The organism is Xanthomonas axonopodis (assembly GCF_001304695.1).
GTDB classification, from domain to species: Bacteria; Pseudomonadota; Gammaproteobacteria; order Xanthomonadales; family Xanthomonadaceae; genus Xanthomonas; species Xanthomonas axonopodis.
On record NZ_JFAQ01000066.1, the window covers coordinates 1 to 13,049 of the forward strand.

9 protein-coding genes and 6 pseudogenes are annotated in these 13,049 nt (G+C 65.6%); 11 read left to right on the plus strand and 4 right to left on the minus strand.

The window, feature by feature from the left end; translation table 11 throughout:
* Window positions 1-87 precede the first annotated feature (87 nt).
* A complete protein-coding gene (locus XAXN_RS07020; protein ID WP_054319016.1) occupies window positions 88-363 on the minus strand; it encodes a PQ-loop repeat-containing protein in 276 nt (91 codons plus the stop codon).
* 182 nt (window positions 364-545) lie between these two features.
* Between XAXN_RS07020 and XAXN_RS07025 the strand changes: the two genes are divergently transcribed.
* The 4 genes from XAXN_RS07025 to XAXN_RS07040 all read left to right on the plus strand — a co-directional run bounded on the left by XAXN_RS07025 (window position 546) and on the right by XAXN_RS07040 (window position 4,076).
* Window positions 546-1,820 carry a molybdopterin molybdotransferase MoeA gene (locus XAXN_RS07025; RefSeq protein WP_134980473.1) on the plus strand — a complete coding sequence of 425 codons (1,275 nt, stop codon included), beginning with the start codon at window positions 546-548 and terminating at the stop codon, window positions 1,818-1,820.
* A gap of 37 nt (window positions 1,821-1,857) precedes the next feature.
* Window positions 1,858-2,427, plus strand: a complete 570-nt coding sequence (mobA, locus tag XAXN_RS07030) for a molybdenum cofactor guanylyltransferase (protein WP_054319017.1) — start codon at window positions 1,858-1,860, stop codon at window positions 2,425-2,427.
* Window positions 2,411-2,773 (plus strand): hypothetical protein, encoded by a 363-nt coding sequence (locus XAXN_RS07035; RefSeq protein WP_042824290.1) that lies wholly within the window; start codon window positions 2,411-2,413, stop codon window positions 2,771-2,773. The genes mobA and XAXN_RS07035 overlap by 17 nt, the downstream gene beginning before the upstream one ends.
* Window positions 2,774-2,996: 223 nt before the next feature.
* Window positions 2,997-4,076 (plus strand): AraC family transcriptional regulator, encoded by a 1,080-nt coding sequence (locus XAXN_RS07040; protein WP_054319018.1) that lies wholly within the window; start codon window positions 2,997-2,999, stop codon window positions 4,074-4,076.
* A gap of 180 nt (window positions 4,077-4,256) precedes the next feature.
* Here the strand turns inward: XAXN_RS07040 and XAXN_RS07045 are convergent.
* The 3 genes and pseudogenes from XAXN_RS07045 to XAXN_RS07055 all read right to left on the minus strand — a co-directional run.
* Window positions 4,257-5,111 (minus strand): annotated as a pseudogene (locus XAXN_RS07045) (SDR family NAD(P)-dependent oxidoreductase); the annotation flags it as partial.
* Window positions 5,104-6,536, minus strand: a pseudogene (locus tag XAXN_RS07050) (flavin-containing monooxygenase). The pseudogenes XAXN_RS07050 and XAXN_RS07045, both read right to left, overlap by 8 nt.
* 356 nt (window positions 6,537-6,892) lie before the next feature.
* Window positions 6,893-7,870 carry an NAD(P)-dependent oxidoreductase gene (locus tag XAXN_RS07055; protein WP_054319020.1) on the minus strand — a complete coding sequence of 326 codons (978 nt, stop codon included), beginning with the start codon at window positions 7,868-7,870 and terminating at the stop codon, window positions 6,893-6,895.
* Between the two features lie 82 nt (window positions 7,871-7,952).
* Here XAXN_RS07055 and XAXN_RS22990 point away from each other — a divergent pair.
* From XAXN_RS22990 to XAXN_RS07085, 7 genes and pseudogenes are all read left to right on the plus strand, one after another.
* Window positions 7,953-8,523 (plus strand): annotated as a pseudogene (locus XAXN_RS22990) (ANTAR domain-containing response regulator).
* A 32-nt stretch (window positions 8,524-8,555) separates the two neighbouring features.
* Window positions 8,556-9,344: pseudogene (locus XAXN_RS07065) on the plus strand (CmpA/NrtA family ABC transporter substrate-binding protein); the annotation flags it as partial.
* Window positions 9,345-9,410: 66 nt separating this feature from the next.
* Window positions 9,411-9,643: pseudogene (locus tag XAXN_RS20840) on the plus strand ((2Fe-2S)-binding protein); the annotation flags it as partial.
* An 81-nt stretch (window positions 9,644-9,724) separates the two neighbouring features.
* On the plus strand, window positions 9,725-10,462 hold the full coding sequence (cobA, locus tag XAXN_RS07070; RefSeq protein WP_054319021.1) for a uroporphyrinogen-III C-methyltransferase: 738 nt from the start codon (window positions 9,725-9,727) through the stop codon (window positions 10,460-10,462).
* Between the two features lie 776 nt (window positions 10,463-11,238).
* Window positions 11,239-11,496, plus strand: coding sequence for a KGG domain-containing protein (locus XAXN_RS07075; protein ID WP_054319022.1), 258 nt, complete (start codon window positions 11,239-11,241; stop codon window positions 11,494-11,496).
* A 642-nt stretch (window positions 11,497-12,138) separates the two neighbouring features.
* Window positions 12,139-12,648 carry a ferritin-like domain-containing protein gene (locus XAXN_RS07080; RefSeq protein WP_054319023.1) on the plus strand — a complete coding sequence of 170 codons (510 nt, stop codon included), beginning with the start codon at window positions 12,139-12,141 and terminating at the stop codon, window positions 12,646-12,648.
* 102 nt (window positions 12,649-12,750) lie between these two features.
* Window positions 12,751-13,011: pseudogene (locus XAXN_RS07085) on the plus strand (hypothetical protein); the annotation flags it as partial.
* Window positions 13,012-13,049 lie beyond the last annotated feature (38 nt).

A 13,049-nucleotide genomic window follows, 5' to 3' on the forward strand; every position in this document is an offset into this window, starting at 1 on the left:
CGAACCCGAGCGGTTCAAAGTGAATCCGATCCATCTAATGCCGGGACTGAACACCTAGCTCAGCCGGCCGGAGTCCACGCAGCCTGTCTACGCTGCGCGTTCCAGCCTGCGGCGCTTGACCCGCTGCAATGCGTAGCCGGTCAGGGCCGTCAGCAGGATCAGCATATTGTTTACGATAAACACCGTGTTGCCCACCAAATAGCTGTAGAGGATGAACAATACCAAGGCACTGATCTGGCCGAGGAACAACCAGCGCGAGACGCCCTGCGCGGCATCGGAGCGCCATTGTTTATAGATCTGCCGGATCAAGGTGGCGATCAGGACGATGCTGGCGAGCCAGCCCACGACGTCGACGCATCGCATGCGTGCAGTTGCTTGAGGAAGCCCTGCAACCTTGCAGCGCACATTGTCTGCATACCGTTCGAGCAGCTTCAAGCGTGGTGCCCGGGGATGCACACCACGACCGATAGACACACGACCGCGTCGCAATAGCCATGCCTGTACCTGCTGCGCCAGGGGCCGGTATCCTCTAGCCGGGTCATCCATTGGTCGGCACTGTCCTGCACATGATCAGCTATGCCGAAGCACTCGCGTTGGTCCACGCACACGTCGCAACCCTCGCCAGCGAGTGGGTGGCAAGCGCCGACGCCGAAGACCGCGTGCTGGCCGACGCCTTGTCGAGCCAGGCCGAGTTGCCGCCCTTCGACAACAGCGCAATGGATGGGTTTGCACTGGCGACCGCGGGGATGGGGGCGTTGGCAGCAAGCGAGCATGTGGTGAGCGGCACCGTTGCAGCCGGGCACAACGCCGGTGCGGCTGCGATCGGTACGGCCTGCGAAATCATGACCGGCGCCGGCGTGCCGCCGGGTGCCGATGCGGTGGTACCGATCGAGCAAGTGCAGATCCTCGAACACGACGGCGAGCGGCCCAGCCGCATCCGCCTGCGTCAGCCGGTGCGTGCGGGCCAGCACATCCGTCGTCGCGGCGAAGACGTGCGCTTGCACGATCGCGTGATCGACGCCGGCACCGTGCTGCGCGGTGCGCATCTGATGCTGCTGGCTGGCCTGGGCTGCGCGCGTGTGCAGGTGGTGCGGCGGCCGCGCGTGGCCTTGATCGCCACTGGACGCGAGTTGATCGGCGACCCCGCACAACCCCTGCAGCCGGGCCAGATCCGCGACGGCACCAGCAGTTATCTGCTGGCTCAGTTGCATGCCGCCGGCGCCGATGTCGTGTGGCGCGGGCAGGTGGGCGACGACGATGCTGGGTTCGATGCGGCACTGGCACAGGCCCGCCATGCCGGTGCCGATCTCATCCTGAGCACCGGCGCGGTTTCGCGTGGTCGTTACGATTTCATCCCGGATGCGTTGGCACGTCACGCTGCCGAAGTGCTGTTTCATAGGGTCGCGGTGCGACCGGGCAAACCGGTACTGCTTGCACGCTTTGGCGATGGTGCGCTGTATGTGGGCTTGCCCGGCAACCCGATGGCCAGTGCGGCCGGGCTGCGCTTTTTCGTCGAGCCGGCGTTGCGCGGTTGGTTGGGCATGCCGGTTGAGCGTGGCTTGCGCGTCGCGTTAGCAGCGCCGATGCCGGCCCGGCCGATCTGGCGGCAGCATCTGTGGGCACGCCTGCTGTGCAGCGCGGCCGGCCAATTGTCGGTGCAGATCCTGCCGCAGCAAGAATCCTTTCGTGTAGCACCGTTGCTGCAGGCCAACGTCTGGGCAGTGCTGGAACCGCAGGACGAAGGCGCTGCAGCGAGCACGCATGCCGAGGTGTTCGGCTTGGGCCATCTGCAACCGGCCGCGCCGGCCATCGCGCCATGAACCTGCCTGTGCGTGCCATCCATCCTGGGGCCGTTGCATGACGCTGCAGCAGCCATGGACGGGCGTGGTGCTGGCCGGTGGACGGTCCTCGCGCATGGGGCAGGACAAAGCGTTGCTGCCCTGGCGTGGGCGCCCGTTGCTGGAACAGATGCAGGCGCTGCTGCGCCAGGCCGGTGCGCAGCACGTGGTGGTGAGCGGCAACTGGCCCGAATACGCCGGCATTGCCGACGTCCAGCCCGATCTGGGCCCGCTTGGCGGGCTGGCAAGCGTGATCGCAGGCGCTGCCGATGCGACCACGCTGGTGGTGGTGCCGGTGGATATGCCGCTGTTGTCGGCCGCGTTGCTGGGCAAGCTGCTGGCCCCATCGCAGCACCGCTGTGTGGCTTTCGAGGACCAGATGCTGCCGATGTGCCTGCACCTGGATGCCAGCGTGCGCGAGGCGTTGACAATGCTGATGGCAGGCGCTGCATCGTCACGCTCGCTGCGCGCCTTGCAGCATTCACTGCAATGCCATCGCGTGACTGTCACTGCCAGCGAACGCGCCGAGTTCGTCAATTGCAATACGCCCGAGCAATGGAGCCGGCTGATCCATGAAAATCCAGATTGAAGGCCAGCATCTGCGCTTTCGTATCGACGAGGAGGAGCTGGCCAGCCTGCTGGCTGGCCGCAGCGTCGACAATCTCAGCCGGCTGCCGAGCGGGCAGGGCGCACGGTTGGTGAGACACAGCGTGAGCCTTACCGGCGGTCGCGCCGCGTGCAATTGCGCCACCGATCATTGGCAACTGACGATCCCGCGCGATGCGCTGGAGGAACACGCACGCCAGCTACCGCGTCGCGACGGGCTTCAATTCAGTTTCGATGCGGGCGCCGGGCATGCCGAGGCGATGACCTTGCAGGTCACTTTCGACGTGGATTTACGCGACAGCACGCGCAAGCGATTGTCGCGGGAGTGATGACTTGACGCGTCGGTGTTTGCTGGACGGAGCTGCGCGCCATCACTTGCGCTAGAGTGCGGTCGAGCGGTCGAGTGCTCGAGGCCGCATTCTGCGAGGGTGCAACGCATGCAAGAGGTTCAGCACCGGCCGGCTTGTACTGCTGCATGGCACGCGTCGTGTGGGGGAGCTGTTGACTGCACGGCACGCTGTTACCGCCTCGGACGCGAACGCTACGCGGAGCATGCCGCGCGCGCGCGCGGCCGTCACACGCAGGCAGCCAACCTCTGAGGTCGGCAAGGCGCGCCCTGCGCCGGTCGATAGCCGCCGCATCGCCAACATCGTTCCCAACACCGTGCGCTCGCTGCTGGGCCTGGTCGAAGGTCGTGGGCACGCGCCGGAGCGGCTGTGCAAGGGATTGGGATTCACTGACCGCGACCTGCACGACTGCGATCTGCTGCTGTCTTACCGGCAGGTGCGTGCGCTGATCCTGCGCGCACGCCGGCTACTGGACGAGCCGGCGATGGGCCTGGCGGCCGGAATGCGGCAACGGCCGGTGTCCTGGGGCCTGACCGGGCTGGCCATGCTCACCTGCGAAACTTTTGGCGAAGCGATTGCCTATGGCCTGGGGCAGCACGAAGCCGGGGCGATGATGCAGCACCTGTTCGTACAGCAAGGCCCCGCAGCGTCCATCGACCTGGTGCCGCATGTGTTCGACCTGGAGATCGAGCCATACCTCATCGAGGAAGCCTTTGCCGGTGCCCTCAATGTCAGTCGCTGCATGCTGGGGCCCGACATCCGACCGCGTGCGGTGGAACTGGCCTTCGCGCGATCGGCCCCGCTGGAGATCTACACGCGCGTTTTCCACTGCCCGGTGCGGTTTGGCGCCGGCCGGAACCGAATGACGCTGGAGGCAAAGTGGCTGGCCGCGCGGCTGCCGGGTTACGACCGCACCACGTGCGGACTATTGCGGCACCAACTTGAAACCCTGATCCAACGGCCGGCGCCGCGCAATGAGTTGGTCGAATGGATCGCACTGCGGCTACGCAGCGATGCCGAGCGTGCGCCGCGGCAACCGGAGCTCGCGCGCCAAGCCAATTGCAGCGAGCGCACGCTGCGGCACCGGCTCGGCGCGCAGCAGGTCGGCTACCGGGCGCTGCGCGATGCCGTCCGCTACGAACGTGCGCAGGATCTGCTGCGCAATTCGCAGATGACCGTGGCCGAGGTGGCGCAAGCGGTGGGATACGCCGATGCACGGGCGTTTCGGCGCGCCTTCCAACGTTGGTCCGGCCATTCACCCGGACAGGCGCGCGAACCGCGCTGAGCGATCGGCCAGACACGCTACTAGGCCGCAGCTGCGTGCCGGTTTGTCATCGAACGTCGCTGCCGCCGCATACGTTGCCGCGTGCGGGCGCCAGGCAGCGGCTCAGGTCTGCTGCGTTGTCGCTTGCGTCGCAGCAAGGGTGCGCGCGTCTTCGCGGTGAGCGGGCGGCACCACTTCTCATCCGTCCTGGCGTGGGCGAATCAGGCCACGCTGCTGCAGCGATGCAAGATACGTGCGATGCCCGCGCTCGGCGCTGCATGCGAACAGCGGCAGGGCGCGCGTCAGCAGGTTGGGCAGCAGCATGGCCAGCCGTACCGTCCACGATTCGCTGGGGCGCACGAAGCGCTCCAGGCACGGTGCGTCCAGGCACCGCAACACCTGCAATGCGACTTCGTCAGGTTGTTGCGGCCGATCCATGAACTGCAATTTGTTGCCGCCGTGGAGGGCTTCGCGCATCAGCATCGGAGTGTCGGTGGCCGACGGGTTGACGATGGAGATGCGAACGCCCAGGCGTGCGCCGTCCAGTCCCAGGCAGCGCATGGCACCGCGCAGCCCGAACTTGCTGGCCGAGTAGACCGTCGGCTCCGGCAACGGAAACATGCCGCCCAGCGAGACGATGTTCACCACGCGCCCGTCGCCACTGCGCTGCAGCAGCGGCAGCAACCGGTGCGTCAGCAACAACGGCGCCATCAGGTTCAACTCCAGTTCGCCACGGATCGACTCGGGGGTGCGCTGTTCAAACGGCATGGTGCCGACGATGACGGCATTGTTGACCAACAGCTGCACCCGCCCCCAGTCGGTATCGAGTCGCGCGGCGAGACGGTCGCGCGCGGCCGGATCGGTCAGGTCGGCCACCTGCGCGCACGCCAGCGGCCCCAGCGCCTGCACCGCACGCGCCAGCGCATCGGCATCGATATCCACCAGCAAGCAACGCACGCCACGCTGGATCAGGCGCGCGGCGATCGCGCGACCTAGTCCGCCCGCGCCGCCGGTGATCACCGCATTCCAGCCGCGCAGATCCTGCGGCTTAGCCACGGGCAACCTCGCTGTCGGCCAGCCGCGCGGTGGCTGCAGTGCCCACGCGTGGATCGCCACTGGCGCCGAGCTTGAGCGCGTCGTACATGCGTTCGCTCAGCTCGCCCCAGCCCAGTTGTCTGCGCAGCTGATGCAGATAGCGTTTGAATGCATGCGCCTCGATGTAGACCGCGTGGCGCTGCGATGCCACGAAACGGATGCCGCCGGACAGGTCCGGCGTATCGTTTTCGATCAACGCATCGAAGCGGCGTGCGCTGGCCGGATCGCGGCGTTGTGCGGTCAGATAGGACGCGATCATGTGGGCCTGGATATCGAACAGCTTGTACGCGCTGGAATTGATTTCCAGGTAGCCGATCCCGAACAGGTTGCGATGCGTGCGGTTGAACATCGACAGGTACATCTGCGGGCGCCCGTCGTTCCAGATGAAATACGCGCTGGCATACGGGCAACTCCAGCGGTAGCCGGTGGCGCACAGCAGCAGATCGATCTGCTCGCGGCTGCCGTCCTTGAACACCACGTGCCTGCCGTCCAGTCGGTCGATATCGGGTTTGACGGCGATGTTGCCGTGCTGCAGGTGGTGCAGCAGCTGGGCGTTGAGCAGCGGGTGACTTTCGAACAAGCGGTGGTCCGGCTTGGGCAACCCCAGCTTGGTCAGATCGCCGTTGACCAGACCCAGCAGGGCCGAGAAGATCGGGCGCGCCAGCCATAAAGGCAGGTGGGGACCGGTTTCGGCGATCTGGTCGACCGGGATTCCCATCAGGTGCTTGGGGATGAAATGATACCCGCGGCGCACGCTGAGAAAGGCGCGCTGCGCATGCATGGCCGCCTCGCAGGCAATGTCTGCGCCGGAGTTGCCGGCACCCAGCACCAGCACGCGCTTGCCGCGGAACTCGTCGCCATGGCGGAAGCTGACCGAGTGGCGGATGTCGCCGTCGAAGTGGCCGGGCAACTGCGGCATGCTGGGGTCCCAGTTGACGCCCGATGCGCAGATCACCGCGGCGTAGATGCGCTGCGATCCATCGGCCAACGCCACCTGCCAGCACCCGTCCGCCTGTTTGTCGATGCGCCGCACGGCGGTGTCGAACTGCATCTTCTCGCGCAGGCCGAAGGTCTCGGCGAAGCTGCGCAGGTAGGCCAGGATCTGCCGATGCGACGGGTAGTCGGGGTAATGGCGCGGCATGGGATGGCCGATGAAGGCCGATAGATCGCGCGAGGAAATGAAATGGGTGGAGTCGTAGATCGGCGAGCCGGGGTTGCTGACGTCCCATATCCCGCCAAGGTCGCCGTGGCGTTCGAACTGGTCGTAGTCCAGCCCCTGTGCCTTGAGCGCGCGCGCCGCGCTGAGCCACCCGGGCCAGCACCGATGATGCAGACCGCATCGCTGCGGTCGAGCGGGAACGTCTGGGACGGCGAAGGCGTCTGCATGGTCGTGGCGATGTCCGAGCCGGGATGACGTGCTCGACTTTACGCAGATGAGCGCACCGTGCTGGAGACGTTTTCGGCCAGGCAGGGGGTGAAACCGGCCACGCTCGCGGCTCCGGCCGGTGTTCCTGCACGCGATGACGCCATGCCGATGGCGTGCGCTGGCGGGTTGCGATCGAGCGCCATTGCGCGGCGGAGGAGCGGTCATTTCCCGCGGATGCGTTGCGCGGTCGGTCGGGCGGGCGATCGGCATGGCAATCGCTCGTGCCTGCAGCAGGACACCGCGCGCCGAGCGTTGCTGGCGCGCGGTGCGCAGTGGCGTCCAAGCGCGTCGAACCCGGCAACGCGCTTGGAAAAACCTAATGGAGCGGCAAACCCGGAACCCGCACCGACAGGATGCCCTGCGCGTGCAGGGCCGCTTCCAGCTCCGCCGGGATGACATCGCCGCTGCCCATGCGCAAGACCACAACCTGCAGCCCGGCGCCGACCAACTCCAATACGACGGCCTGCTGCGCGCCCAGCGTCTCCGGCCAGCCGCGCCGTTGCGCATCCCGGCGTGCCAGTTCCACCACCGCAGCGGGCACGTCCGACGCCAGCAGCAGCACGTCGGCCAGGTTCAGGGCACGCAAGGCATTGAGCGTGAGCAGGCCCGGATCGCCCGGGCCGGCACCAACCCATTGCACGCTGCCGCGCGCCGGAACGCTGTCCACCGCATCCAACGCGACGGCAAAGGCGGTTTCGGCGGCGGCGGTATCGCCGGCCTGCAGCAATTGCGGCACCTTCCCGTCGATTACCTGATCGAACCACCGACGCCGCCGGTTCATGTCCGGCAACTGCTGACGAATGCGCTCGCGGTTCCGGGCGAACAAGGCCGCCAGCGTCCCGACCGAGGCATGCAGTTCGCGCTCCAGTCGCTCGCGCAGTCGGCGCGCCAGCATCGGTGCCGCGCCCGCCGACGAAATCGCAATCACCAGCGGATCGCGGTCGACAATCGCCGGCACCTGGTAGGTGGAGAGCTCGGCATCGTCCACGACATTGGCCAGACGCTGGCGTGCGCCGGCCGCTGCGGCGACGCGTCGATTCAAATCCACATCATCGGTGGCAGCGACGACCAGCCACACGTTGTCGATCCAGCCAGGATCGAACTCGCCTGTCATCTGCTCGAAGCGCCCGGCCTGCAGCAGCTGGGCAAGTTCGGGCGAAAGCGCATGCGCATACAACTGGATGTGCGCCTGCGCCTTCAGCAGCGCCAGTACCTTGCGTGTGGCGACTTCGCCGCCACCGATGACCAGCACGGCACGCCCCTGCAGGTTAGCGAACAGCGGAAACAACGGCATTAGACACACTCCGAAAAGATGGCTCGCACCAGCGGCATGTTGCATGGCACCATCAGGCCACGTCCATGCCTCGCTGCTGTCAATCCGTGTTTTGCTGGTCAACGATACAAAAAAGCCGATCGGCGAACTGCGCCAGGCACTGACGCGCGCCGGCTACTCGGTGCTCGATGACGTGTCCTCGGTCAGCGCGCTGTTGCATGCCGTGCAACGCCAGCAGCCGGATGTGGTGGTGATCGATGGATTCGCCTTCCCGCGATACCTTGGAGCAGCTGTCGATGTTGCATGCGCACGCGCCGCGGCCGGTGGTGATGTTCTCCGGCGATGGCGACGATGCGTTGATCCATGCAGCGGTGGGCGCGGGCGTGACGGCGTACGTGGTGGATGGCCTGGCACCCGCACGGTTGGCGCCCATCGTGCAGGTGGCGCTGGCCTGTTTTGCGCAGGAAAGCAGCATGCGCAAGCGCCTGGACGAGGTGCAGCAGGCGCTGCAGGACCGCAAGCAGATCGACCGCGCGAAGGGCTTGTTGATGGAAAAACGTGGCCTGAGCGAGGCCGATGCCTACGCGGCTTTACGCCAGCAGGCGATGAAGCAGGGCGTCAAACTGGCCCAAGTGGCGCGCCGCATCGTGGCCATGGCCGAGTTGTTGGCATGAATCTATGAGCCAAGCCGAATATCCCGTCGTGCGCGTTGGCGGCCGGCCGCACGCTGCCACAGGCATTGGCAGGATTGGGACGGCGTGCGGTGTTTGCGCAAACCTTTCCCACCGGAACGCATGCGCTATGGCTGTACTACTGGCTGGCTGCAGGCGGGGTGGACCGGATCGGCGATGTGGATGTGCTCAGCATTCCCACACAGCAGATGCCCGAGGCGCTGGCCAGCGGTTTGGTCGACGGGTATTGCTCTGGCGAGCCGTGGGCGGCGGTGGCCGAAGCGCAGGGCACGGGGCGGCGTGTGATCCGCAGCGGCGAGTTGTGGCCTGGTCATCCGGAGAAAGTGCTCGCCTGCCGCCGTGAATTCGCAGCGCTGCAGCCGGAGTTGAGCGAGCGCTTGACCGCTTGCGTGCTGGAGGCCTGTCGTTGGCTGGACGCGGCGCCAGCCAATCGCGCGCAATGTGCGCAGTGGCTGGCCGAGCCGCAGCATATCGGGGTGCCGGCGACGCATCTGGCGGTGTGTCTGGGGGTGCATGCCGAGGTTGAGTCGAATGTTGGTCGCGACGCTGCCGCCGATGATGCGACTGCGCTAGCCTTTCACCGTGGCGGAGTAGTGAATATGCCGTGGCTGTCGGACGGTGAGTGGTTCCTGAGCAAGTTTCAGCGCTGGGGATGGCATGAAGTTCAAGACGACGACATCGCCCGGCTCGGCGATATCCACCGACTCGACAACTATCGGTGTGCAGCTGCATGCGTGGGTGTCGCCGCGCCGGACAGCGATCATCGCAGCAATCGGTTGTTCGATAAGCCGAGAGGCAACTGATTTGTCGTGTTGGATTCTGTGGTGGTGGTTGCAGAGCGAGATTGCCCCATTTGTCGAGAGGTCGGTTTGACTGGCAAGCCGTGGCGTGGTGCGTGGCTGTCGGTGTTCGCGCACACCCACAGCGCACCCAACGACCCGATCGTGTGCACCTGCATGCATACTCGGCCGCCGCGATTCACGCGGCCATCGACGATGGCGCCGATGTTGCGCAACTCACGCAACGCCTGGGCTGCGGCACCGTCTGTGGCTCGTGCATGCCGCAACTCACTCGGCTGTGCCGGCAACCGCGACTCGCGTGAGCGCACCTGTCCTATGACTGCACCGTCCCTCCACACCCGGCGAGATTCCCATGTCAGTCCCCCCCTTCCTGCGCGCGTGATGTGGTGGTGTTGTCCGCCGGCCACGGCGATCTGGAGTTGCTCACCATCAAGGCGGTGAAGGCCCTGGCGTCAGCGCAGGTGTTGCTGCTCGACGATCTGGCCAACCCGGAGATCGTCGAACTTGCACCGCAGGCGCGCGTGATCCGGGTCGGCAAGCGCGGCGGATGCCGGTCGACACCGCAGGCGTTCATCTGCCGGCTGATGCGTCGCTACGCGTTGCAGGGCCTGCGCGTGAAAGGGGGCGATGCGCTACTGTTCGGCCGCGCTGGCGAAGAGATTGGCTTCCTGCGTCGTGTCGGTGTCGGCGTGCAGGTGATCAACGGCGTGAGTGCGGCGTTCGCTGCGGCCGCCGCACTGGACGTCTCGCTGAACCATCGCAGCCACTGCCACGGCATCACCTTCGTCACCGCGCACGCGCATGACCACGGCGAGCCGAACTGGGGCGCGCTGGCGGCCAGCGGCACCACGCTGGGCATTTACATGGGTCTGCGCCGCGCAGATGCGCTGGCCGCTGCATTGCTGTCGCATCTGCCGGCCAGCACGCCCGCCGCCATCGCGCAGGCCGCCACACGGCCGGAGCAGCAACGTCGCCTCACCACCCTGGGCGATCTGGGGATGACAGCAGCCGCGCTGCCACCGGGCCTGCCGACCTTGTTGCTGGTGGGCGATGCTGTGTCCGAAGCTGCTGCAGCGTGCGACGACCGTGGTGGGGCGATGGTGGTGCAGGCCGTGGGATGAGAGCCGCGCACCACGGAGGGTGCGGCTGCAGGGCGGGGCGATTCGGGCTCACGGTTTCTGCGTGACATGGTGCGTTTGCCTCCGGAGACTGCTTGCCAGGCCGCCTCGCCAGCCGCATCCGTGCGTGCACGGCACGGGTAATGGTTCCGAACGGCGGCCAGTGGTACTTGCCTGCACGCAGTCGCAAAGTCTTTCGCGGGGCGTGTATCAATGCCTGGTGCGTTGAGGGCGCCTCAGTGCGCGCCCAGATCCACGCGCAGTCTGTGTGCGGGCACTGCCTGTTTCGCCCTGTGGCTGCGCTGCCGTCCTGGCACTCCAGTGGCGAATTGGTCGAGCGATCTTGCGTGATCACCAGGATGCGCCCTGCGAGGCGCTGCGCACGCCATCGCCGAGGCGACTGCCTCACGCAGACGATCTAGTGAGCTGAACGCTGAGGCCTGATCCCTGCCGTGCGTGGCAATCCGACTACGCGAGATTCGAACATGCCTGCATCAGGGCAGGGCGCTTGATCCAGGCACAGCAGCTGTTGCTGCTGCGCCTGCGCAATCCCTCTAGCCACTTCTGCACCGCAGCAGCGCCCCGTGATAGCGCTATCTACCCAAGAGGTAGGCCCAATCGTTCGGCGATATACAGGCGTGCAAGATTTGCGCAGCGAGCGCAGCCGTTTTTTCCTGCATCCACCCGCGATGTGCCGCGGGGCCTGCCTTTCCGGGTTGGCACGAATGTTGCGGTTAGCCCATTACCCAGGCGTAACCGAAGCATCGAGAGGAGGCACAGTGGAAGACGTACAAAACACGACCCGTAGCCGGCGCGGCTTTGCCGCATTGGATCCGGAGAAGCGTCGCCTGTTGGCGAGTAGCGGTGGCAAAGCCGCGCATGCCAGCGGCAATGCGCACGAATTTACTAGCGACGAAGCACGCGAGGCTGGCCGTAAGGGTGGCCAAGCCGTGAGCCGCGATCGCGACCACATGTCGCGGATCGGCAGCAAGGGCGGGCGTTCCAAGCAGGTCAAGCCGCAAGAAGAATCCGCTTAATCCAACCATCGGCGCGCTCTGGCGTGCCGGTCTTGGAGAGCGAATCTCGTATGAGGTTTGGACACAGGCGCTACGCCCATAAGGCCTAGCGCCTGTGTTGCTTTTGGTTTGAGGCAAACAGCGTGCTGCACGCGCCGAGGCGCAATCGATTGCAGTTTTTCTTACTCAACCATCGCACGTGATGTTCCGTACGCGTTGAAAGATCCACGACCGCTTGCTGTGCAACGCACCAAGCGCAGGCGAGAAATTTTTGCAGTCCTGCATGATGTCCGACATCGATTGCACGGAAAAATTTCACTCCATGCACACGGCGGCTCCCAACGTCGGCAGGATTTGCAGCCCACCCGATCGTGGGCTTGCCACGCTGCCGCGGCATGAGGCATCGCCAAGACCGGTATCCGGGCGTATTCGTTCTTGGGTCGCCAGGGCGGTCGGCGGCATCGCGTTGCATGCAGGTCCTCAAAGATCGCGGCAGGTTCTCAGTCCGGTTGTGACTGCACGCATGTTTGGCTGGCGGAGCAGCCGGTCCCGTGGCGCCATGTCAATGCCGCGTAGACGTCGCACGCAGCGTTCACTTCGAACAGGCACATCTTTCATCGGCGCCGCTGCAGGCTGGATAGATCGCAAACACAGGAGAACCCCATGGCCGAACCCCAAGAAAACCTGATGGACTGGTTGCGCGATGCGCATGCAATGGAGCAGCAGGCCGAGCAGATGCTCAAGGCCCAGGCCGCACGCATCGAGCACTATCCCCAGCTCAAAGCCCGTATCGAGCAGCATCTGGAAGAGACGCTGGGGCAACAGCGCTTGGTCGAGTCGTGCATCGAGCGTCTGGGCGGCTCACCGTCGATTATCAAGGATGCCATGGGCAAGATGGCCGCATTCGGGCAGGCGATGGGCGGCATGACCACCTCCGACGAAATCGTCAAGGGTGCGATGGCCAGCTACGTGTTCGAGAATCTGGAGATCGCGACCTACACCGCGTTGCTGGGTGCCGCCAAGACCGTGGGCGATATCGAAACGCAGCGCGTGTGCGAACAGATCCCGCCCCAGGAGCAGGCCATGGCCGATTGGCTGCTGGCGCATTTGCCGGAGTTGACTGAAGAGTTTCTGGTCCGCGACGCCACCCCAGGGGTCACGGCAAAGAAGTAAGCGTCAGCTCTTCAAGGTTGCATCGGCCACGCAGTGCGGGGCCTTTTTGCTTCTGTGCGCAGAGCGCTTACCCTTGGGGCTTTGTTCGCACGGGTGTCTGCAATGACGACTAACCAGAGGTATCCGATCGGCACGCCCGGGCAACCGTGGGGGGAGCCCGAACGTGCCGCGTGGCGCGCACGCCAGCTGCAGCAGCGCAGCTATGCGGACGATGTCGCGCAGCAGATCGTCGCATTGGCCGAGCAGTACCAGCGCGTGCAGTACGGCACCATTGCCCATGCGCAAAGGGATTACCTGATTAGCCCCATCCCTCAGCCGGTAGTTGCAGGATCTGCGACGCTGCGGTTGGACAATGGCCCCAGCTAAAGGCAACGGAGGTAGGAGATGGGGATCAACATCGT

Bases quoted from the DNA above. Each gene is read 5' to 3' on its own strand.
- XAXN_RS07020 (WP_054319016.1), bottom strand. From the start codon at position 363: ATGCGATGCGTCGACGTCGTGGGCTGGCTCGCCAGCATCGTCCTGATC.
- mobA (WP_054319017.1), top strand. From the start codon at position 1,858: ATGACGCTGCAGCAGCCATGGACGGGCGTGGTGCTGGCCGGTGGACGG.
- XAXN_RS07035 (WP_042824290.1), top strand. From the start codon at position 2,411: ATGAAAATCCAGATTGAAGGCCAGCATCTGCGCTTTCGTATCGACGAG.
- XAXN_RS07040 (WP_054319018.1), top strand. From the start codon at position 2,997: ATGCCGCGCGCGCGCGCGGCCGTCACACGCAGGCAGCCAACCTCTGAG.
- XAXN_RS07055 (WP_054319020.1), bottom strand. From the start codon at position 7,870: ATGCCGTTGTTTCCGCTGTTCGCTAACCTGCAGGGGCGTGCCGTGCTG.
- XAXN_RS07080 (WP_054319023.1), top strand. From the start codon at position 12,139: ATGGCCGAACCCCAAGAAAACCTGATGGACTGGTTGCGCGATGCGCAT.